This window comes from Synechococcus sp. 8F6 (genome assembly GCF_002252665.1).
Lineage (GTDB): Bacteria > Cyanobacteriota > Cyanobacteriia > PCC-6307 > Cyanobiaceae > Cyanobium_A.
The window spans coordinates 87,624-107,208 of record NZ_NQKZ01000006.1; the positions used below are offsets into that span (position 1 = coordinate 87,624).

A 19,585-nucleotide genomic window follows, 5' to 3' on the forward strand; every position below is an offset into this window, starting at 1 on the left:
TTCGTCCCTCAAGGAGAAGGCAAGGGCTAAAGGATTAGCCGAACTTGCCCGAGGTGGAGGCGATCAGGAAGGCGGCGTACGTGAGGATGTAGCCGATCGTGAAGTGGGCCAGGCCCACCACGCGAGCCTGAACGATCGAGAGAGCGACAGGCTTATCGCGCCAGCCCACCAGGTTGGCGAGCGGAGTGCGCTGATGCGCCCAAACGATGGTCTCGATCAGTTCCTGCCAGTAACCGCGCCAGGAGATCAGGAACATGAAGCCGGTGGCCCACACCAGGTGACCGAACAGGAACATCCAGGACCAAACGGCCAGGTTGTTGCTGCCAAACGGGTTGTAGCCGTTGATCAGCTGGGAGGAGTTGAGCCACAGGTAATCGCGGAACCAGCCCATCAGATAGGTGCTGGATTCGTTGAACTGAGCCACGTTGCCCTGCCAGATGGCGAGGTGCTTCCAGTGCCAGTAGAAGGTCACCCAGCCCACGGTGTTCAGGGCCCAGAAAACCGACAGATAGAAGGAATCCCAAGCCGAGATGTCGCAGGTGCCGCCACGGCCGGGGCCGTCGCAGGGGAAGGAGTAGCCGAAGTCCTTTTTATCGGGCATCAGCTTGGAGCCCCGGGCATCCAGGGCACCCTTCACCAGGATCAGGGTGGTGGTGTGCAGACCCAGCGCAATGGCGTGGTGCACCAGGAAGTCGCCAGGACCAATGGGCAGGAACAGGTCGTTGCCGCCATTGATGGCATCAATCCAGCCAGGCAGATACACAGCACTGGCAGTGCTGGCCGCGCTTGCGGAGTTGGAGAGCAGCACATCCATGCCATACATCGCCTTGCCGGAAGCGGCTTGGACGAACTGGGCAAAGACGGGCTCCACCAGGATCTGCTTCTCGGGGGTCCCGAAGGCGACAACCACGTCGTTGTGGACGTAGAGACCCAGGGTGTGGAAACCGAGGAACAGGGAGACCCAGCTCAGGTGGCTGATCAGGGCTTCCTTGTGCTCAAGCATCCGAGCCAACACGTTGTCCTTGTTGGCTTCCGGGTCGTAGTCGCGAATGAAGAAGATCGCACCGTGGGCGAACGCACCGCACATCAGGAAGATGGCGATGTACTGGTGGTGGGTGTACAGCGCAGCCTGCGTTGTGTAGTCCTTAGCGATGAACGCGTAGGACGGCATCGCATACATGTGCTGGGCCACCAGGCTGGTGACCACACCCAGAGCTGCCAGAGCCAGGCCGAGCTGGAAGTGCAGCGAGTTGTTGATCGTGTCGTAGAGACCCTTGTGGCCGGCGCCGAGGTCACCAGGGGTGCCCTTGGGCGGGTTGTGGGCTTCGAGGATCTCGCGAATCGAGTGGCCGATACCGAAGTTGGTCCGGTACATGTGGCCGGCGATCACGAAGATGCAGCCGATCGCCAGGTGGTGGTGGGCGATGTCCGTGAGCCACAGAGCTTCCGTCTGGGGGTGGAACCCGCCGAGGAAGGTGAGGATCGCGGTGCCGGAGCCTTCAGCCGTGCCGAACTGTTGATAAACAGTGTCGGGGTTCTGGGCATAGACACCCCAGTTGCCGGTGAAGAACGGAGCCAGACCAGCGGGGTGCGGCAGCACGGAGAGGAAGTTGTCCCAACCCACGTGCTGACCACGGGCCTCAGGGATGGCCACGTGAACCAGGTGACCTGTCCAGGCGATCGAGCTGAAACCAAACAGAACTGCCAGGTGGTGGTTCAGCCGGGATTCAGCGTTCTTGAACCAGGCCAGGGAAGGCCGGAACTTGGGCTGCAGGTGGAGCCAGCCAGCGAACAGGGCCCAGGCCGACAGGATCATCATGAAGATGGAACCCTGGTAAAGCTCGGCGTTGGTTTTCATCCCGATCGTGTACCACCAGTGGTACAGGCCGGAATACGCAATGTTCACCGGAGAGGAGGCGCCCGCCTGGGTGAAGGCGGCAATCGCGCCCTGGCCAAAGTGGGGATCCCAGATCGCGTGAGCGATGGGACGGACATGCAGCGGATCGGCGACCCACTGCTCAAAGTTGCCCTGCCAGGCGATATGGAACAGGTTGCCCGAAACCCAGAGGCCAATGATGGCCAGGTGACCGAAGTGGGTGGAGAACAGCTTTTGGTAAAGCCGCTCCTCGGTCATGCCGTCGTGGCTCTCGAAGTCGTGAGCCGTGGCAATGCCGTACCAAATACGGCGGGTTGTCGGGTCCTGTGCCAGACCCTGGCTGAACGAAGGAAATTTCGTTGCCATTGGGAGAGGTCAGGAAAGGTCAGCCGACCGCGACGATGCGGGCCAGGAAAAATGCCCAGGTTGTTGCGATACCGCCCAACAAATAGTGAGCGACACCGACGGCACGACCCTGGGTGATGGAGAGCGCCCGCGGCTGGATAGCGGGAGCAACCCTCAGCTTGTTGTGAGCCCAGACGATGGACTCGATCAGCTCTTGCCAGTAGCCGCGGCCACTGAACAGGAACATCAGGCTGAAGGCCCAGATGAAGTGGGCTCCCAGGAACATCAGACCGTAAGCACTGGAGCTCGAGCCGTAGCTGTTGATCACCTGTGCGGCCTGGGCCCAGAGGAAGTCCCGCAGCCAACCATTGATGGTGATGGCGCTTTGGGCGAAGTTGCCATTGGTGATGTGCTGGACGCTGCCATCAGCGTTGACGGTGCCCCACACGTCGCTCTGCATCTTCCAGGAGAAGTGGAAGATGACGATCGACAGGGAGTTGTACATCCAGAACAGGCCGAGGAACACATGGTCCCAAGCCGACACCTGGCAGGTGCCGCCACGGCCGGGGCCGTCGCAGGGGAAGCGGAAGCCCAGATTCGCCTTGTCGGGGACTAGGCGGGAGCTGCGCGCATACAACACACCTTTCAGCAGGATCAGCACCGTCACGTGGATCGTGAAGGCGTGGATGTGGTGGACCATGAAGTCGGCCGTTCCCAGGGGGATCGGACCGGCGGCCACCTTGCCACCCACAGCCACAACAGCGCCGTTGAACACTTCGCTCACCCCCGCCAGGGCGTTGGGAGCGGTGCTTCCGGCAGCGGCGGCGTGCAGACCCTGAATCCACTGCGCGAAGACAGGCTTCAGGGCAATGGCGGAGTCGCTGAACATGTCCTGGGGACGACCCAGGGCACGCATGGTGTCGTTGTGGATGTAAAGGCCGAAGCTGTGGAAGCCGAGCCAGATGCACACCCAGTTGAGGTGGCTGATCAGGGCGTCGCGAGCCTTGAGCACCCGGTCGAGCACGTTGTCGACGTGCTTGGCGGGGTCGTAATCGCGAATCATCGCGATGGCGGCGTGGGCGCCGGCTCCAACGATCAGGAAGCCACCAATCCAGGTGTGGTGGGTGAAGATCGACAGCTGGGTGGGGTAGTCGATGCCGATGTATGGATACGGAGGCATCGCATACATGTGATGGGCCACGATGATGGTCAGCGAGCCCAGCAGAGCAAGGTTCACCGCCAGTTGGGCGTGCCAGCTGGTGGTCATGAACTCGAAGAGTCCGTCATGACCATTGGGAGCAGGGAACAGCAGGGGATCACCCTTCTGACCCTCGAGGATCTCCTTGATGCTGTGGCCAATGCCCCAGTTGGTGCGGTACATGTGGCCAGCCACGATGAACAGCACCGCGATCGCCAGATGGTGATGGGCGATGTCGGTCATCCACAGGCTGCCGGTCACAGGATTCAGACCACCCTTGAAGGTGAGGAAATCGCTGTAAGCCGCCCAGTTGCCGGTGAAGAAGGCTGAGATGCCCGCCCCGAAACCGGGGAACAGCTGGGCAATCACGTCCTGGTTCAGGAACTCGTGGGGCAGGGGGATGTCTGCATAGGTGGCGATGGTCTTGCCATTGAGCACCAGCGGCTGGCCGGCGTCGATCGCTTCCATCAGCGCATTGGTGGGCAGGGACACATGAAGAAGGTGTCCTGTCCAAGACAGGGATCCCAAGCCGAGCAGGCCAGCCAGGTGGTGGTTGAGCATCGACTCAACGTTCTGGAACCACTCGAGCTTGGGGGCTGCTTTGTGGTAGTGGAAGACGCCCGCATTGAGCATCAGCCCGGCCATCACCAGCGCGCCGATGGCCAGGGCCAGCAGCTGGGTTGTGTTGGTGATGCCCCAGGCCCTCCACACATGGAAGAGTCCGGAGGTGATCTGAATGCCGTGGAAGCCGGCACCCATATCGCCATTAAGGATTTCCTGGCCAAAGATCGGCCAAACCACCTGCGCCGAAGGCTTGACGTGCAGGGGATCGGTCAACCAACCGGTGTAGTTGGAGAAGCGCGCTCCGTGATAGAAGGCGCCGCTTAGCCAGATGAAGATGACGGCCAGGTGGCCGAAGTGAGCCGAAAAGATCTTGCGAGAGACCTCTTCGAGATCACTCGTGTGGCTGTCGAAGTCGTGAGCATTGGCGTGGAGGTTCCAAACCCAGGTGGTGGTTTTGGGACCTTTGGCAAGGCTGCGATCGAAATGGCCGGGCTTGCCGAACAGTTCGAAGGTGGCCGGAACGGGGTTCCGGTCAACCATGGCCTTCGCCTTTTCCCCACGCTCTGGTGGGCTGATGGTCATCGAGACGTTCCTCGAGGGACGGGGTCGAGGTGGTGGGTCCACCCCTGCAGCAGACCGGGAGGCCTGCCGTTGGGCCCCATGAGCAACCGGCGACCAAGGCCTCCGGAGTCATGGGCTCCAGCCGGGAAGAGGGATCGCGAAACCGCGAAACCGCTTGCCACCACTGGGGCTTGGGGCCCCAAATAGGGGACCGCTGGCGAAAGTATAGGGGCCGTTTCCGAAGGGTTTTGGGTTGCAGTTACAAAGGTTCAATCCCGGCGCTTCCCAGGCCAGCGCAGGGCTTTACAGAACAGAAAGAATCATCGAGATTGGCCTTCTTTTGGCCATGTCGTTATTACTTAATGACTAAAATTCAACCTGTAATAGTCTCTGAATTTCCAGGGTGGCCCGGCCCAGCAGAATGCCCGCAGAAACAGCTGAGCAACCCAGCGTGGGCGCAGGCAGCGCAACCCATCCAGCCCGTCCCCGACCGGGGGTGCACCAGGGCGGATCGCCCGCCCCCAGGCGGCCGATCCGATGGTGGCAGCCCGTGATGACGGGCCTGATGGCGTTGCTACTGCTACTGCCCGGGGGTTGCAACCGACTTTCCAGCTCCCGTGGAAGCGAGGCGCCAACCCCACCCCTGAGCCCCCAGGGCCCCAGTGGCCGCTTGCAGGAAGTGGCCACGCCCATCGCCGTGCAGCAGCTCCAGTCAGCGCTGAGCGAGCACAACCCCCAGGTGACGATCCTGGCGCCGCAGGATGGCGCCAACCTGCCCAACGGCCCAGTATCCCTGCGCCTGCGGGTAAGCGATTGGCCCCTGGTCGATGCCGGATCCCTGGGGTTCGGGCCCCATGTGGTGGTTCAGGTTGATGACCAGGCGCCCGTTCGCCTGTCCCGGCCTACCGCGACCGCCAACCCGGCCAGCCTCCAGATCGACCTGCCAGCCCTTACCCCTGGCAGCCACCGCATCACCGCCTATGCGGCTCGGCCCTGGGGAGAAGCGGTGAAAAGCCCAGGGGCCTGGGACCAGATCCGGGTGCACCGGGTGGCCGCCAATCCCCTGGCGATTCCCCAAGCAGGAAGCCCCCAGTTGATCCCAGTCAGTCCGGGGGACCTGGCGGGCCGGCAACCGGTGCTGCTCGACTGGCTGCTGCTGGATGCCCCCCTCCAGGGCCTGCGCGACAACGACGGCAGCTGGCGTCTGCGGGTGACCGTGAACGGTGACAGCTTTTTGGTGGATCAAAACGCGCCCCTCTGGCTCAAGGGGTGGCAAACCGGCAGCAACAGCGTGCTTCTGGAGCTGGTGGATGGGCGAGGCGAGCCCCTCAACCCTCCGTTCAACACGATAGTGTCTGAAGTGGTTCTGGATGCTGCGGGCCCCGGGCCGATCTGGCAGCGGGGCCGGCTGAGCGACGACGAGCTGGCCCAACTGCTGGGCAACGAGCCCCCACCCCCAGCGGAACCCCAACCGACGGCCGAACCCGAGGCCGAACTTGAGGCTGCGCCCGAACCAAAACCCGAACCCGAGGCCGAACCCGAACCCCAGCCAGAGCCAGAGCCAGAGCCAGAGCCAGAACAAGAGCAAGAGCCGGCTGCAGAGCCCCAGACCGAGGTGCCGCAGGCAGCGGAGCCAGAGCCCGAGGCTCGTCCAGATGTCGAACCAGCCCCAGAGCCCATCGACGCAGTGACCCCCAGCATCGCCACCGAACCCAGCCCAGACCCCAGTCCTGAGGGCGAGCTCGAACCCAGGCCCCTGGTGCCGGCCAGTTCGCAGCGCATGGCACCATCCACCAGTCTGGAAGGATCAGCGCGCAATCAAGTGAACGCCGACGGCTCCCTCCTCAAGCCCAAGCCCCAGGGGCCGCTGTCCGGGTTGCGCCAGAAGCTAGGCGCGTGACGTCCCATTCCAGCCTCAACGCCATGCGCAACGCCGATGGGGCGCCGCGCCGTCCGATCTGGGCACTGGGCTTCAGTGCAGCCAGCACGCCCCTGCTGGAACGGCTGGCCCAGGCGGGCCTGGTCGATGGCCGGGTCGGCCCAGACGACCAGCCGACGCCGCGGGACTGCCTGGCGGATCAATGGCCATCGGCCGGTGCCTTTGTGATCGTCGGGGCCTGCGGGCTCGTGACTCGTCTGATCGCCCCGCTGCTCACGGACAAGGACAGTGATCCGGCCGTGGTGGTGGTAGATCCCGAGGGCAACTTCGCCATTCCCCTTCTCGGCGGCCATGCCGCCGGCGCGGATCGGCTCAGCCAGCGGATCGCCGCCAGCTTCGGTGGCCAGGCGGTGCTCACCGGCGCCACCGCCGCCGCGGCACGACTGAGCCTGGACAGCTTCGGCACCGCCTGGGGCTGGCGCCGGGGGGCTGGCGATTGGAACGCACTGATGCACGCGGCCGCCAGGGGGGAAGAGCCGGTCGCGGTGGAGGCCCGCCATGGCAGTCGCCGCTGGCTCGAGCTGCCGGCTGCCACTGGCCTGCAAACGGTCTGCAGTGCCAAAGCGGCCCATCCAGCCATGGTGGTGGACATCCACACGGGGCAGGGCTGCCGCTGGCACCCGCCCAGCCTGTGGCTGGGTCTTGGCTGTGAACGCAACACCAGCCTGAGCCTGCTAGAGCGCCTGGTGGATCAAACCCTGGCAGAGCTGCAGCTGGCACCTGAGGCCGTGGCCGGGCTGGCCAGCATCGACCGCAAGGCCGATGAACCAGCCCTGCTAGCCCTCGCCGCCCAGCGGCGATGGCCCGTTCGCTGGTTTGCAGCAGCGAGCCTGGCCGATGTGCCCGTACCCAATCCCTCGTCGGCCGTGGCTCAGGAGATGGGCACCGCCAGCGTGGCGGAGGCCGCCGCTCTGCTGGTTGCGGGCCCTGGGGCGCAGCTGCTCCAGGCCAAACGCATCGAACGCACCAGCGGCGGTGAGCAGGGGGCCGCCACCCTGGCGATTGCTCTGGCGGAAAGCCAATGGGCCCCCCAGCGGGGTCAGCTGCACCTGGTGGGCAGCGGCCCGGGCAGCCTGGATCTGCTCACCGGCGATGCCCGGCGCGCCCTGGCTGACGCCACCGCCTGGGTGGGCTATGGCCTCTACCTCGACCTGCTCGAGCCCCTGCGGCGGCCGGATCAACTGCGCTGTGATGGCCAGCTCACCGAGGAGCGGGCCCGCTGCGCCCTGGCCCTGGAGCTGGCGAGCCAGGGGCTGAACGTGGCCCTCGTGTCGTCGGGCGACAGCGGCATCTACGCCATGGCCGGCCTGGCCCTGGAGTTGTGGCTAACCCAACCAGAGGATGAACGCCCCAGCTTCGCCGTCCATCCGGGAATCTCGGCGCTGCAGCTGGCGGCCGCGCGGGCTGGTGCCCCATTGATGCACGACTTCTGCACCATCAGCCTCAGCGATCGACTCACGCCCTGGGCCGTGATCGAACGACGGCTGCAGGCTGCCGCCACAGGGGATTTCGTCGTGGCGCTCTACAACCCGCGGTCCCAGGGGCGCGACTGGCAACTGGCCCGGGCCCAAGAGCTGTTGCTCCAAGGCCGGCCAGCCAGCACCCCGGTGGCCCTCGCCCGCCAGCTCGGACGAGCCAACGAGGCCCTGAGCCTGCACATCCTGGGCGAACTTCCGGTGGAGCAGGTGGACATGCTCACCTTGGTGCTCGTGGGGAACAGCAGCAGCTATGCCCGCGATGGCCGCATGGTCACCCCCCGCGGCTACCCGGGGGCCGAGCTCAGCTGAGCCGAAGCCATGGAAGAAAAAATCGGGATGACAGGATTCGAACCTGCGGCCCCTTCGTCCCGAACGAAGTGCGCTACCAAGCTGCGCTACATCCCGATGGAGCGACTTTAGGGGATGGCCTCCGCCCAACCCCCCTGATCCCGGCGGCTTTCTACAGTCTCGTCCAGCCCTTCCTTCGGCCCCACCGGCCTGCGTTGCGCCGTGCTCAAACCCGACTGGCTGCGCGTCAAGGCCCCCCAGCGGGAACGGATCGGCGAGGTGGCCGACCTGCTGCTGGACCTGAAGCTCAACACCGTCTGCCAGGAGGCCAGCTGCCCCAACATCGGCGAGTGCTTCGCCGGCGGCACCGCCACCTTCTTGATCATGGGGCCGGGCTGCACCCGCGCCTGCCCCTACTGCGACATCGACTTCGACAAGAGCGTGCGAGAGCTCGATCCCACCGAGCCCGAGCGCCTGGGGGAAGCGGTGGCCCGGCTGGGGCTCAAGCACGTGGTGATCACCTCGGTGAACCGCGATGACCTGGCCGATGGCGGCGCCAGCCAGTTTGTGGCCTGCATTGCACACGTGCGCGCCCGCTCACCGCTCACCACGATCGAGCTGCTGATCCCCGATTTCTGCGGCAACTGGGAGGCGCTGGCGGCGGTGATGGAGGGCGCCCCGGAGGTGCTCAACCACAACATCGAAACCGTGCCGAGGCTCTACAAAAAAGCCCGGCCCCAGGGCATCTACGCGCGTTCTCTGGAGCTGCTGCAACGGGTGCGCGCAGGCTGGCCGCGCACCTACACCAAATCCGGCCTGATGACCGGCCTGGGCGAAACCGACACGGAGGTGCTCGAGGTGATGGCCGATCTACGGCGCCACCGGGTGGACATCGTGACCATTGGCCAGTACCTCTCCCCGGGCCCCAAACACCTGCCAGTAGACCGGTTCGTGACTCCTGAGCAATTCGACGGCTTCCGCCGCCATGGCGAAGAAGCCCTGGGCTTTCTGCAGGTGGTGAGCTCCCCGCTCACCCGCAGCAGCTACCACGCCGGCGAGGTGCAGCGGCTGATGCGGCAGTACCCCCGCTGAGGGGGGAGGGCGCTAGCTAGGCCGCCACCGCTTGCCGCTCCGCCAGGCCCACGGTGGCCTTCTCGCTGGGAGGTACCAGCAGCTTGAAGCGAGCCTTCCAGTTGCTCCAATCGGCCAGGATCGCCGCGGCCTTGGCGCTGCCGGTGGCTTGCAGGTGGGCCTCCAGCAGGGGCTTGAGCAAGGCCTCCTGCTCCGGGGTTGTGAGCTCGGCGATCGCCACGATCTCGGGGTTGACCCGCTCCGTCAGGCCGCCGGTTTCATCCAGAATGAAGGCCACACCGCCGGTCATGCCGGCGGCCACGTTGCGGCCGGTGCTGCCCAGCACCACCACCACACCGCCAGTCATGTACTCGCAGCAGTGGTCGCCGGCGCCTTCCACCACGGTGCGGGCACCGCTGTTGCGCACGGCGAAGCGCTCACCGGCGCGGCCGAGGGCAAACAGCTCACCGCCTGTGGCGCCGTAGAGGCATGTGTTGCCCAGGATCACCTGGCTGCCTGGATCCTGCACGCCGGCGGGGGGCACCACGGTGAGGCGGCCACCGTTGAGGCCCTTGCCCACGTAGTCGTTGGCTTCACCCACCAGGCGCACGTTCATGCCCTGGAGCACGAAGGCCCCGAAGCTCTGACCCGCGGCCCCTTCGTAGGTGAGGTCAAGCTGGCCAGCGAAGCCGGTGTTGCCATGGCGGGCGGCGATTTCGCCGGAGAGGCGGGCGCCCACGCTGCGGTCGGTGTTCACGATCGCCAGGGTGCGGGCCACGCGGCCGTGGCCCTCCATGGCCGCCATCACCTCAGCGTCGGCCAGGAGCTGGTCTTCCAAGATCTGCCCATTGCCATGGGCCTCGGCATCGTGCTGCAACCAGCGGCGATCGGCCGCTGCTGGAATCGGATCGATCAGGCAGGAGAGATCAAGGGCCTGAGTTTTGGCCAGCTGCACGGTGCGGGCCTGCAGCAGCTCGGTGCGGCCGATCAGGTCTTCGAGGCGGGCCACGCCGAGCACGCTCAGCAGCTGGCGCACCTCCTCGGCCACGAACAGGAAGAAATTCACCACGTGCTCGGGCACGCCGGGGAAGCGCTTGCGCAGGTTCTCCTTCTGGGTGGCGACCCCCACGGGGCAGTTATTGGTGTGGCAAACGCGGGCCATGATGCAGCCCTCAGCGATCATCGCCACCGAGCCGAATCCGTATTCCTCAGCGCCCAGCAGGGCGGCGATGATCACGTCCCAGCCGGTCTTGAGGCCGCCATCGGCGCGCAGCAGCACCCGATCGCGCAGTCCGTTTTCCAGCAGAGAACGGTGCACCTCAGTGAGGCCTAGCTCCCAGGGGCTGCCGGCATGCTTGATCGAACTCAGCGGTGAGGCACCGGTGCCGCCGTCGTGGCCGGAGATCTGGATCACATCAGCATTGGCCTTGGCCACCCCTGCGGCGATCGTGCCGATGCCGATCTCGGCCACCAGCTTCACGCTCACCTTGGCGGCGGGATGCACCTGGTGCAGGTCGTGGATCAGCTGGGCCAGGTCCTCGATCGAATAGATGTCGTGGTGGGGTGGTGGCGAGATCAGCGCCACGCCGGGCTTGCTGTTGCGCAGCCAGGCGATGTAAGGATCCACCTTGGGTCCCGGCAGCTGGCCGCCCTCGCCGGGCTTGGCCCCCTGGGCCACCTTGATCTCCAGCTGCCGGCCGCTGCGCAGGTATTCAGGGGTCACACCGAAACGGCCCGAGGCGATCTGCTTGATCGCCGAGCAGGCGGTATCGCCGTTGCGAAGTCCCTTGAGCGTGGGCAGGGTGGCGGAACGCCCCTCCCCGTCCACATCGTTGAGGGTGTGGAAGCGAGCTGGGTCTTCGCCGCCCTCGCCGCTGTTGCTCTTGCCACCGATGCGGTTCATGGCGATGGCCAGCACCTCGTGGGCCTCGCGCGAGAGCGCCCCCAGGCTCATGCCACCGGTGCAGAAACGGCTGCAAATGCTCTCGATGCTCTCGACCTGCTCGATGGGTAAGGGAGCGGGTGCGGGCTTGAGCTCCAGCAGGTCGCGCAGGGCGGTGACCGGCCGGTTTTCCAACAGGGTTTTGTAGGTGGAGAAGTGGTCGTAGCCGGGGCCGGCCTTCACGGCCGCATGCAGGGCCTTGGCCATCTCCGGGCTGTTGAGGTGGTATTCGCCACCGGTGCGGTTTTGCACAAAGCCCATGAATTCGAGCTTGGTGCGGTTGAGCTCGGGGAAGGCTTTGGCGTGGAAGCTCAGAGTTTCGCTGGCCAGCTCGCCCAGGCTCAGGCCCGCCACCCGGCTGGTGGTGCCCTTGAAGGCCAGCGCGATCAGGTCGGCACCGAGGCCGATCGCCTCAAAGATCTGGGCGCCGTGGTAGCTGGCCAGCAGCGAGATGCCGATCTTGGACAGGATCTTGCGCAGGCCATCCTCCAGGGCCTTGCGCACGTTGGCCTGGGCCTGGTCGGGCGTGAGGGCCGGCAACTTGCCGGTTTCGATCAGCTTCTGCACGCGGGGATGTGCCAGCCAGTGTCGAGTGGTTTCCCAGGTGAGCCAGGGGCATACAGCGCTGGCGCCATAGCCGATCAGGCAGGCCAAGTGATGGGTGCTCCAACACTGGGCCGTGTCCACCACCAGGGAGGCCTGCAGCCGCAGCCCCAGGTTCAGCAGGTGATGGTGCACCGCCCCCACCGCCAGCAGCGGCGGGATGGTGGTGATGGTGGCCGTGATCCCACCGCTGGGGCCGCCACGATCACTGAGCACCAGGATCTGGGTGCCAGCGCGCACGGCCGCCTCCGCCTCTGCCTTGAGGCGCTCCACCGCAGCCGCCAGACCCCCAGGTCCAGCAGTGATCGGCATCAAGGTGGAGAGCGTGGTGGCGGGCAAACCTTGCTCGGCCACCGCCGCCAGCTCCGCCTCATTGAGGATCGGACTGGCCAGGTGCAGCACCGCGGCCGAGGCGGCCTCCGGCTTCAGGGGCGAGCCCCGCTTGCCCAGGTGCATCTCCAGGCTCATCACCAGCTTTTCCCGCAGGGGATCGATCGGCGGGTTGGTGACCTGAGCGAAGCGCTGCTTGAAATAGTCGTAGAGCAGGTGCGGTTTATCGGAGAGCACCGCCAGGGGGATGTCATCACCCATGCAGTAGGTGGGCTCCTTGGCTGCGCCGGCCATGTCCTCGATCACCAGCTCAAAGTCTTCGGCGGTGAAGCCAAAGGCCGTTTGCTGCTGCAGTAGCTCCAGATCGCCCAGCTGGCGCTCCTGCGTCCAGGGCTGGGCCGCCAGGCTGCGGCGATGCTCCGCCAGCCAGGCGCCGTAGGGGTGACGGGCCGCCACCTCCTGCTTCACATCCCAGTTTCGCAGCAGGCGGCCCTGCTCCAGATCCACCGCCAGCATCTGACCGGGGCCCAGGCGGCCCTTTTCGATGATGCGGCTCTCCTCGAGCTCCACCACGCCGGTTTCAGAGCCCATCACCACGAAGCCATCGCTGGTGATGCAGTAGCGGGCCGGGCGCAGGCCATTGCGATCCAGGGTGGCGCCGACGCTGCGGCCATCGGCGAACACCAGCAGGGCCGGGCCGTCCCAGGGCTCCTGGGTGCAAGCGGAATACTCGTAGAAGGCCGTGATCTCAGGTTTGCCTGTCAGCTCCGGCTGATCGCGGAAGGCCTCCGGCACCAGGGTGAGCAAGCTCTCCGTGATGGGCCGGCCGCTGCGCACCAGCAGCTCGAGGGTGGCGTCAAGGTTGGCCGAGTCGCTGAAGGCGGCATTCACCACCGGCTTGAGGTCACCAGCGGCCTCCCCCCACACCGCATCGAGGCTGGCCTCCGAGGCCCGGGCCCAGTTGAGGTTGCCCAGCAGGGTGTTGATCTCGCCGTTGTGGCCCAACAGCCGCATGGGCTGGGCCAGGGGCCAGCGGGGCAGGGTGTTGGTGCTGAAGCGGCGGTGGTACACCGCATAGCTCACGGCAAAGCGCGCATCGCGCAGGTCGCCATAGAAGGCGGCGAGCACCTCCGAGCGCACCATGCCCTTGTACACAACCGTGCGGCTGCTCAAGGAGGCGAAGTAGAGGTCGCTGGGTCCAGGGCCCCAGGCCTCGCGGGCCCGGTCGCCGCAGCGGCGGCGCAGGCGAAATAGCACCGACTCCAGGGCATCGCCGGCTTCGTCGGCGGCCAGCAGCCACTGCTCAATCGCCGGAGCGGTGCCCAGGGCCAGGGGGCCCAGCACCGCTGGATTCAGTGGCACCGCGCGCCAACCCAGGCTGCGAAGCCCCAGCTTGGCGGCCTCTTCGGCGCAGAAGGCTTTGGCCTGCTCGCGCTTGGTGGCATCGGCCGGCAGGAACAGCATGCCCAGGCCGCGGGCACTGCCGTTGGCAGCCGCTGCCTCGGGCCACACTGCCTCCAGATAGCTCCAGGGGATGCCGCAGAGCACCCCGGCACCGTCGCCGGAATCGCCATCGCCGCCGCAGCCGCCGCGGTGCTCCATGCAATCGAGGCCACGCAGGGCCTGCTGCAGCACCCAGTGGCTGGCTTCCCCCTTCAGGCTGGCCAGGAAGCCCACGCCGCAGGCGTCCTTCTCGCCCGCGACCGCCGCCGGTGCGGGGCTGTCGCAATGGGGCCAAACGGGGCGAGGGGAACGAGGCATAACCCGAAACGGTCCGGCAGTTGATCTGACAGATCAGCGCTGCAGCACACCCGGAGGTGCCTGCAACAGCAGAACGTCCGATCCTAGGGATGTACACCCCCCTGCCCTGGGCGCCCCAACGGCGAAGAGGGCTAGCGTTCTGCGCTGACGGCTGGGTGGGCCATGGCTTCCGCAGCTTCGCTGGCTCCCTGGCTCCTGGCTCTCCTGCTACCGGCGGCCAGCCGGGCCATCCCCCTGGCGGTGCCGCCTCCACCCCCGCCGCCGCCTCCACCTCCTGCCACAACGCCAGCGACACCTGCGGCTCCAGCCAGGCTCCCAGGCGCCAACCGTGCCCCCCGCCCCGAAACAGGCCAGCAGCGGCAGGCCAGCAGCCTGCGCATCAACGGCCGCACCCAAACGGCCCGTTGGCTTTGGGTTGGGCCATCCGGGGACCGCCCGACACAGCTCTGGATTCCGCTGGAGGTGCTTGAGAACCAGCTGGGGGTCACCAGCCGCAGCCGCAGCGATGGCTCCCTCGATCTGGAGTGGTTCGGCCAAGGGCTCCAGGTGGCTGCCAGCGCCCAGCGCAGCCTCGACGACGAGGTGGCCATCGAGGTCAGCCCGATGTTTCGCGCCCTCGGGGTGGCCATGCGGCAGGACGGCAACCTGCTCAGCCTCGAGCTGGCCAAGCCCCAGCTCCTGCAGGTGCGCAGCTCCACTCCGGGAAACATCCGACGCGTCGTCCTCGATCTCAGTGGTCCGGCCGTGCTGGAGGGCGACGCCTGCGGGCTGAGGGTCGATCTCACCAGCCGGAATGAGCAGCAGGTGCAGCTTCAGGGCCTGGGCCTGCTGGGCCAGCAGGCCGCCGCAGGCCTGAGCCTCAAGCCCGCCAAGGGCAAGTTGGGCCGTGTGTTCAGCCTGGGGGATCCGGCCCGGGTGGTGATCGAGTGGCCCGTTGAGGCCAGCGGCGCCTCAGCCAGCCCCGCCGCTCCGATTGATCCCCGCCTGCAGGCCTTGCTCGGCAAGGAGGTGCAGTGGGATCGGCTGATTCGCCAGGGGGTGCGCATCAATGCGGTCCGCATCGATCCCCGCACCGCACCCCTGCAGCTCCGGCCCCTGGCCAGGCCCGGAGGGATGGAAGGGCTCAGTTCGCTGGTGCAGCTCGCCAACCAGCAACAGGCCTGGGTGGCCATCAACGGCGGCTACTTCAACCGGGTGCGGCGCCTGCCCCTCGGTGCCCTGAAGGACAACGGCCGCTGGCTGTCCGGCCCCATCCTGAACCGGGGCGTGGCGGCCTGGGGAGAGCGCAGCCTGCCCCAATTCGGTCGTTTGCAGTTGAGCGAATGGATCGTTGGCCCGGGCGGCCAGCGGCTGCCGATCGTGGTGGTGAACAGCGGCTACGTGCAGCGCGGCATCAGCCGCTACACCGCCGACTGGGGGTCGAGCTACAAGGCCCTGAGCGGCTCGGAAACGGGCCTGCTGATCCAGGCGGGCAGCGTGCGGCAGCGGCTTGGCCCCGCCGAGCTGGACGCCGGCGTGCTCCTGCGGGGCGATGACCTGTTGCTGGTGGCTCGCGGCGGCGCAGAACTGCCCTGGGGGCCGGGCGAGCGACTCCAGCTCGAGAGCCGCCCGAGCAACACCCTGGGCCTGGCACCCCACGTAATCGGGGGCGGCCCCTTGCTGCTCCTGGACGGGCGCATTGTGCTCAATGGCGCCGCCGAGAACTTCAGCAGCTCCTTCCTCAGCCAAGGGGCGCCGCGCACCGTGCTGGCCAGCGACGACCGGCAGGTGTGGTTGATCACCATGGAAGGCACCCAGGACAGCGGGCCCTCACTGGGAGAAACGGCCGCCCTGTTGCAGCAATTGGGACTGCGCCATGCCCTCAACCTCGATGGCGGCAGCTCCACCGGCCTTGTGCTGGGAGGCTCGCTGCAGGTGAAGGGCAGAGGCGTGGCCGGCTCGGTGCATAACGGCGTGGGACTGGTGCCATGAAACGGCTGTGGAGCTGGCGAGTCCTGCCAAAGTGGAGGGCCGACCATCTCCCGAGCCCGCCATGCCCAAGGGTCACAGCCTGCGCGTGACCGCCGCCGCCGCGGCTGAGCTGGGGCGGCAAGCTGCCGTGGCCGGCACCCCCGGGATGATGCACCTCGACCTGGTGGAGGGCAGCTGCGAGCGTTGGGCCATCCGGCTGCGACCCGGCCAACTGGCGGGAACGCCGATCGCCCGCGCCGATGGCATCACCCTCTACGCCCCGCCGGAGCAGCTCACCCTGCTCACGGGTTTGAGCCTCGACTATCGCGGCGACATCAGCGGAGGAGGCTTTTTGGTGCGCCCCGGCGAGGGCGTGGTGAGCTGCGCCTGTGGCACTGCATTCAGCCGGGGAGGGGCGAGCCGACAGGCGACCCAGTAAGGTGACGGATTGTCGAAATCGGTCGGACGTCCGACCAATGTTCTCCGACCAGATCCCGGCCCTCGATGCCCACCATTCAACAGCTGATCCGTACTGAGCGCCAGAGTCTTTCCCGAAAGACAAAGTCGCCTGCCCTGCGCTCTTGCCCCGAGCGCCGTGGTGTCTGCACCCGCGTGTACACCTCCACTCCGAAGAAGCCGAACTCGGCCCTTCGCAAGGTGGCTCGCGTGCGCCTCACCTCCGGCTTCGAGGTGACGGCCTACATCCCCGGCATCGGCCACAACCTCCAGGAGCACTCTGTGGTGCTGATCCGGGGAGGTCGCGTCAAGGATCTGCCCGGCGTGCGGTACCACATCATTCGGGGCACCCTGGACACGGCTGGCGTGAAGGATCGCCGCCAGTCCCGTTCCAAGTACGGCGCCAAGACGCCGAAAGCCTGAGTTGACGTTGATTCAGCCGGTCAAGCCGCTGAATCGCTGCCAACTGCCTACCAGGCACCCGCCTGGGTCCCTGGTCCATTCCACCCTCGTCCTTCCCGCTCCGGTCGACCATGTCTCGCCGCAATGCCGCCGAGAAGCGCCCCGTGCTTCCCGACCCTCAGTTCAACAGCCGCCTGGCCTCGATGATCGTGGCCCGGCTGATGAAACACGGCAAAAAATCCACCGCCCAGCGCATCCTCTCAGACGCGTTTTCGCTGATCAACGACCGCACGGGCTCTGATCCGCTTGAGCTGTTCGAAACCGCCGTCCGCAACGCCACGCCCCTGGTGGAAGTGCGGGCCCGACGCGTGGGTGGCGCCACCTATCAGGTGCCGATGGAAGTACGCCAAGAGCGCGGCACCGCCATGGCCCTGCGCTGGTTGGTCAACTTCTCCCGGGCCCGCAACGGGCGCAGCATGGCCCAGAAATTGGCCGGTGAGCTGATGGATGCGGCCAATGAAGCCGGCAGTGCCGTTCGCAAGCGGGAAGAAACCCACAAGATGGCCGAAGCCAACAAGGCCTTCGCCCACTACCGCTACTGATTCCCTTCAGTTGCCCTTCAAGCGGCTGAAGTCCTGGGCGGCTTCAGCTACTGCAGACCCAGTCTGTAGAGTAACGCCCTCGTTTTGTAGACCTCTCGGAGACTTGCCCCGTGGCCCGCGCCTTTCCACTGGAACGCGTTAGAAATATCGGTATTGCCGCGCACATTGATGCTGGCAAGACCACCACAACTGAACGGATTCTGTTCTATTCAGGCGTGGTGCACAAGATGGGCGAGGTGCACGACGGCGCCGCTGTCACCGACTGGATGGAGCAGGAGCGCGAGCGCGGCATCACCATTACTGCTGCGGCCATTTCCACCAGCTGGAAAGACAACCGCATCAACATTATCGACACCCCCGGGCACGTCGACTTCACGATCGAAGTGGAGCGCTCAATGCGGGTGCTGGACGGCGTGGTCGCCGTGTTCTGTGCCGTCGGTGGCGTCCAGCCCCAGTCAGAAACCGTGTGGCGCCAAGCTGATCGCTACAACGTGCCTCGGATCGTGTTCGTCAACAAGATGGACCGCACCGGTGCCAACTTCCTGAAGGTCTACGAGCAGATCAAAGATCGCCTGAAGGCCAATGCTGCCCCGATCCAACTGCCGATCGGCGCCGAAGGTGAGCTGAAAGGGATCATCGACCTGGTGCGTAACAAGGCGATCATCTACACGAATGATCTCGGCACCGACATCATCGAAAGCGAGATTCCGGCTGACATGAAGGACGAGGCCCAGGAATGGCGCCTCAAGCTGATGGAATCGGTCGCCGAATCCGACGAAACACTAATTGATGCTTTCCTCGAAAACGGCGAGCTCACAGAGGAGCAGCTGATCAAGGGCATCCGCAGCGCCACCATTCATCACGGCATGGTGCCGATGGTGTGCGGCTCGGCCTTCAAGAACAAGGGCGTGCAGCTGGTGCTCGACGCCGTCGTCGACTACCTGCCCGCTCCTGTGGACGTGCCGCCGATCACCGGCCTGCTGCCTGATGGCACCGAGTCAAACCGCCCCTGCGACGACAGCGCCCCCTTCAGCGCCCTGGCCTTCAAGGTGATGGCCGACCCGTACGGGAAACTCACCTTTGTGCGCATGTATTCGGGCGTGCTCAACAAGGGCAGCTACGTGCTCAACTCCACCAAAGACAAGAAAGAGCGCATCTCCCGCCTGATTCTGCTTAAGGCCGATGACCGGGAAGAGGTGGATGAGCTGCGCGCCGGCGACCTGGGTGCCGTGCTGGGCCTCAAGGACACCACCACAGGCGACACCCTCTGCGTCGAGTCCGATCCGATCATTCTCGAATCGCTCTACATCCCCGAGCCAGTGATCTCGGTGGCCGTGGAGCCGAAAACCAAGGGCGACATGGAGAAGCTCTCCAAGGCACTCCAGTCCCTGTCGGAGGAAGACCCCACCTTCCGGGTCTCCACCGATCCGGAAACCAGCCAGACCGTGATTGCCGGCATGGGCGAACTCCACCTGGAAATCCTGGTGGACCGGATGCTGCGCGAATTCAAGGTGGAAGCGAACATCGGCGCCCCCCAGGTGTCGTATCGCGAAACCATTCGCTCCAGCTCCAAAGGCGAAGGCAAATTTGCTCGCCAAACCGGTGGCAAGGGCCAATACGGCCACGTGGTGATCGAAATGACACCCGGCGAGCCGGGTTCAGGGTTTGAATTCGTCAACAAGATTGTTGGCGGCATCGTTCCCAAGGAGTACATCGGCCCCGCCGAAGCCGGCATGAAGGAGACCTGCCAATCCGGCGTGATTGCAGGTTTCCCCATGATCGACGTCAGGGCGACCATGGTCGACGGCTCCTATCACGACGTCGACTCTTCGGAGATGGCGTTTAAGATCGCTGGATCCATGGCCTTCAAAGACGCCGTCAAGAAGTGCAATCCTGTACTTCTTGAGCCGATGATGAAGGTGGAGGTCGAGATCCCCGAGGATTTCCTTGGATCGGTCATCGGCGACCTCTCATCCCGTCGCGGCCAGGTCGAAGGGCAGTCCATTGACAATGGGCAGTCCAAGGTCCAGTCGAAAGTGCCCCTGGCCGAGATGTTCGGCTATGCCACCCAGCTCCGATCCATGACCCAGGGTCGGGGTATTTTCTCGATGGAGTTCAGCCATTACGAGGAAGTTCCTCGCAATGTGGCTGAGGCCATCATCTCCAAGAATCAGGGCAATTCCTGATCTCTCCTCTACCCGTTAACCCCCCGATTCTTT

At 65.6% G+C, this 19,585-nt stretch carries 11 protein-coding genes and 1 tRNA gene; 8 read left to right on the top strand and 4 right to left on the bottom strand.

Annotation, left to right across the window (positions count from 1 at the left end; genetic code table 11):
- Positions 1-34 precede the first annotated feature (34 nt).
- Both psaB and psaA read right to left on the bottom strand, forming a co-directional pair.
- Positions 35-2,242: a photosystem I core protein PsaB gene (gene psaB / locus CJZ78_RS06440; RefSeq protein WP_094560080.1), complete on the bottom strand. Its 2,208-nt coding sequence runs from the start codon at positions 2,240-2,242 to the stop codon at positions 35-37.
- A gap of 19 nt (positions 2,243-2,261) precedes the next feature.
- The gene (gene psaA, locus CJZ78_RS06445) at positions 2,262-4,565 is read right to left on the bottom strand and encodes a photosystem I core protein PsaA (RefSeq protein ID WP_094560081.1); all 2,304 of its coding nucleotides are present in this window, start codon (positions 4,563-4,565) and stop codon (positions 2,262-2,264) included.
- A 532-nt stretch (positions 4,566-5,097) separates the two neighbouring features.
- Between psaA and CJZ78_RS14755 the strand changes: the two genes are divergently transcribed.
- Complete coding sequence (locus CJZ78_RS14755) at positions 5,098-6,444, top strand: Ig-like domain-containing protein (RefSeq protein ID WP_304442189.1); 1,347 nt, start codon at positions 5,098-5,100, stop codon at positions 6,442-6,444.
- A gap of 23 nt (positions 6,445-6,467) precedes the next feature.
- On the top strand, positions 6,468-8,270 hold the full coding sequence (gene cobJ / locus CJZ78_RS06455; RefSeq protein ID WP_094560082.1) for a precorrin-3B C(17)-methyltransferase: 1,803 nt from the start codon (positions 6,468-6,470) through the stop codon (positions 8,268-8,270).
- A 22-nt stretch (positions 8,271-8,292) separates the two neighbouring features.
- Here the strand turns inward: cobJ and CJZ78_RS06460 are convergent.
- Positions 8,293-8,366 (bottom strand) — tRNA-Pro (locus CJZ78_RS06460).
- 105 nt (positions 8,367-8,471) lie between these two features.
- On the opposite strand from CJZ78_RS06460, the gene lipA reads away from it, so the two are divergent.
- Positions 8,472-9,341 carry a lipoyl synthase gene (lipA, locus tag CJZ78_RS06465; protein WP_094560083.1) on the top strand — a complete coding sequence of 290 codons (870 nt, stop codon included), beginning with the start codon at positions 8,472-8,474 and terminating at the stop codon, positions 9,339-9,341.
- Positions 9,342-9,357: 16 nt separating this feature from the next.
- On the opposite strand, the gene gltB is transcribed toward lipA, so the two are convergent.
- Positions 9,358-13,956 (bottom strand): glutamate synthase large subunit, encoded by a 4,599-nt coding sequence (gene gltB / locus CJZ78_RS06470; RefSeq protein WP_094560084.1) that lies wholly within the window; start codon positions 13,954-13,956, stop codon positions 9,358-9,360.
- 162 nt (positions 13,957-14,118) lie between these two features.
- Between gltB and CJZ78_RS06475 the strand changes: the two genes are divergently transcribed.
- The 5 genes from CJZ78_RS06475 (at position 14,119) to fusA (ending at position 19,552) form a co-directional block, all read left to right on the top strand.
- Positions 14,119-15,927, top strand: a complete 1,809-nt coding sequence (locus CJZ78_RS06475) for a phosphodiester glycosidase family protein (protein WP_094560085.1) — start codon at positions 14,119-14,121, stop codon at positions 15,925-15,927.
- 61 nt (positions 15,928-15,988) lie between these two features.
- Positions 15,989-16,345, top strand: a complete 357-nt coding sequence (locus CJZ78_RS06480; protein WP_094560086.1) for an AIR synthase — start codon at positions 15,989-15,991, stop codon at positions 16,343-16,345.
- Positions 16,346-16,410: 65 nt separating this feature from the next.
- Positions 16,411-16,785 carry a 30S ribosomal protein S12 gene (gene rpsL / locus CJZ78_RS06485; RefSeq protein WP_094560087.1) on the top strand — a complete coding sequence of 125 codons (375 nt, stop codon included), beginning with the start codon at positions 16,411-16,413 and terminating at the stop codon, positions 16,783-16,785.
- Positions 16,786-16,895: 110 nt separating this feature from the next.
- Complete coding sequence (gene rpsG / locus CJZ78_RS06490; RefSeq protein ID WP_094560088.1) at positions 16,896-17,366, top strand: 30S ribosomal protein S7; 471 nt, start codon at positions 16,896-16,898, stop codon at positions 17,364-17,366.
- A gap of 110 nt (positions 17,367-17,476) precedes the next feature.
- Positions 17,477-19,552: an elongation factor G gene (gene fusA, locus CJZ78_RS06495; RefSeq protein ID WP_094560089.1), complete on the top strand. Its 2,076-nt coding sequence runs from the start codon at positions 17,477-17,479 to the stop codon at positions 19,550-19,552.
- Positions 19,553-19,585: the final 33 nt, after the last annotated feature.

Coding starts and splice junctions, on each gene's coding strand:
- psaB (WP_094560080.1), bottom strand. CDS start 2,242: ATGGCAACGAAATTTCCTTCGTTCAGCCAGGGTCTGGCACAGGACCCG.
- psaA (WP_094560081.1), bottom strand. CDS start 4,565: ATGACCATCAGCCCACCAGAGCGTGGGGAAAAGGCGAAGGCCATGGTT.
- CJZ78_RS14755 (WP_304442189.1), top strand. CDS start 5,098: ATGACGGGCCTGATGGCGTTGCTACTGCTACTGCCCGGGGGTTGCAAC.
- cobJ (WP_094560082.1), top strand. CDS start 6,468: ATGCGCAACGCCGATGGGGCGCCGCGCCGTCCGATCTGGGCACTGGGC.
- gltB (WP_094560084.1), bottom strand. CDS start 13,956: ATGCCTCGTTCCCCTCGCCCCGTTTGGCCCCATTGCGACAGCCCCGCA.
- CJZ78_RS06475 (WP_094560085.1), top strand. CDS start 14,119: ATGGCTTCCGCAGCTTCGCTGGCTCCCTGGCTCCTGGCTCTCCTGCTA.
- CJZ78_RS06480 (WP_094560086.1), top strand. CDS start 15,989: ATGCCCAAGGGTCACAGCCTGCGCGTGACCGCCGCCGCCGCGGCTGAG.
- rpsL (WP_094560087.1), top strand. CDS start 16,411: ATGCCCACCATTCAACAGCTGATCCGTACTGAGCGCCAGAGTCTTTCC.
- rpsG (WP_094560088.1), top strand. CDS start 16,896: ATGTCTCGCCGCAATGCCGCCGAGAAGCGCCCCGTGCTTCCCGACCCT.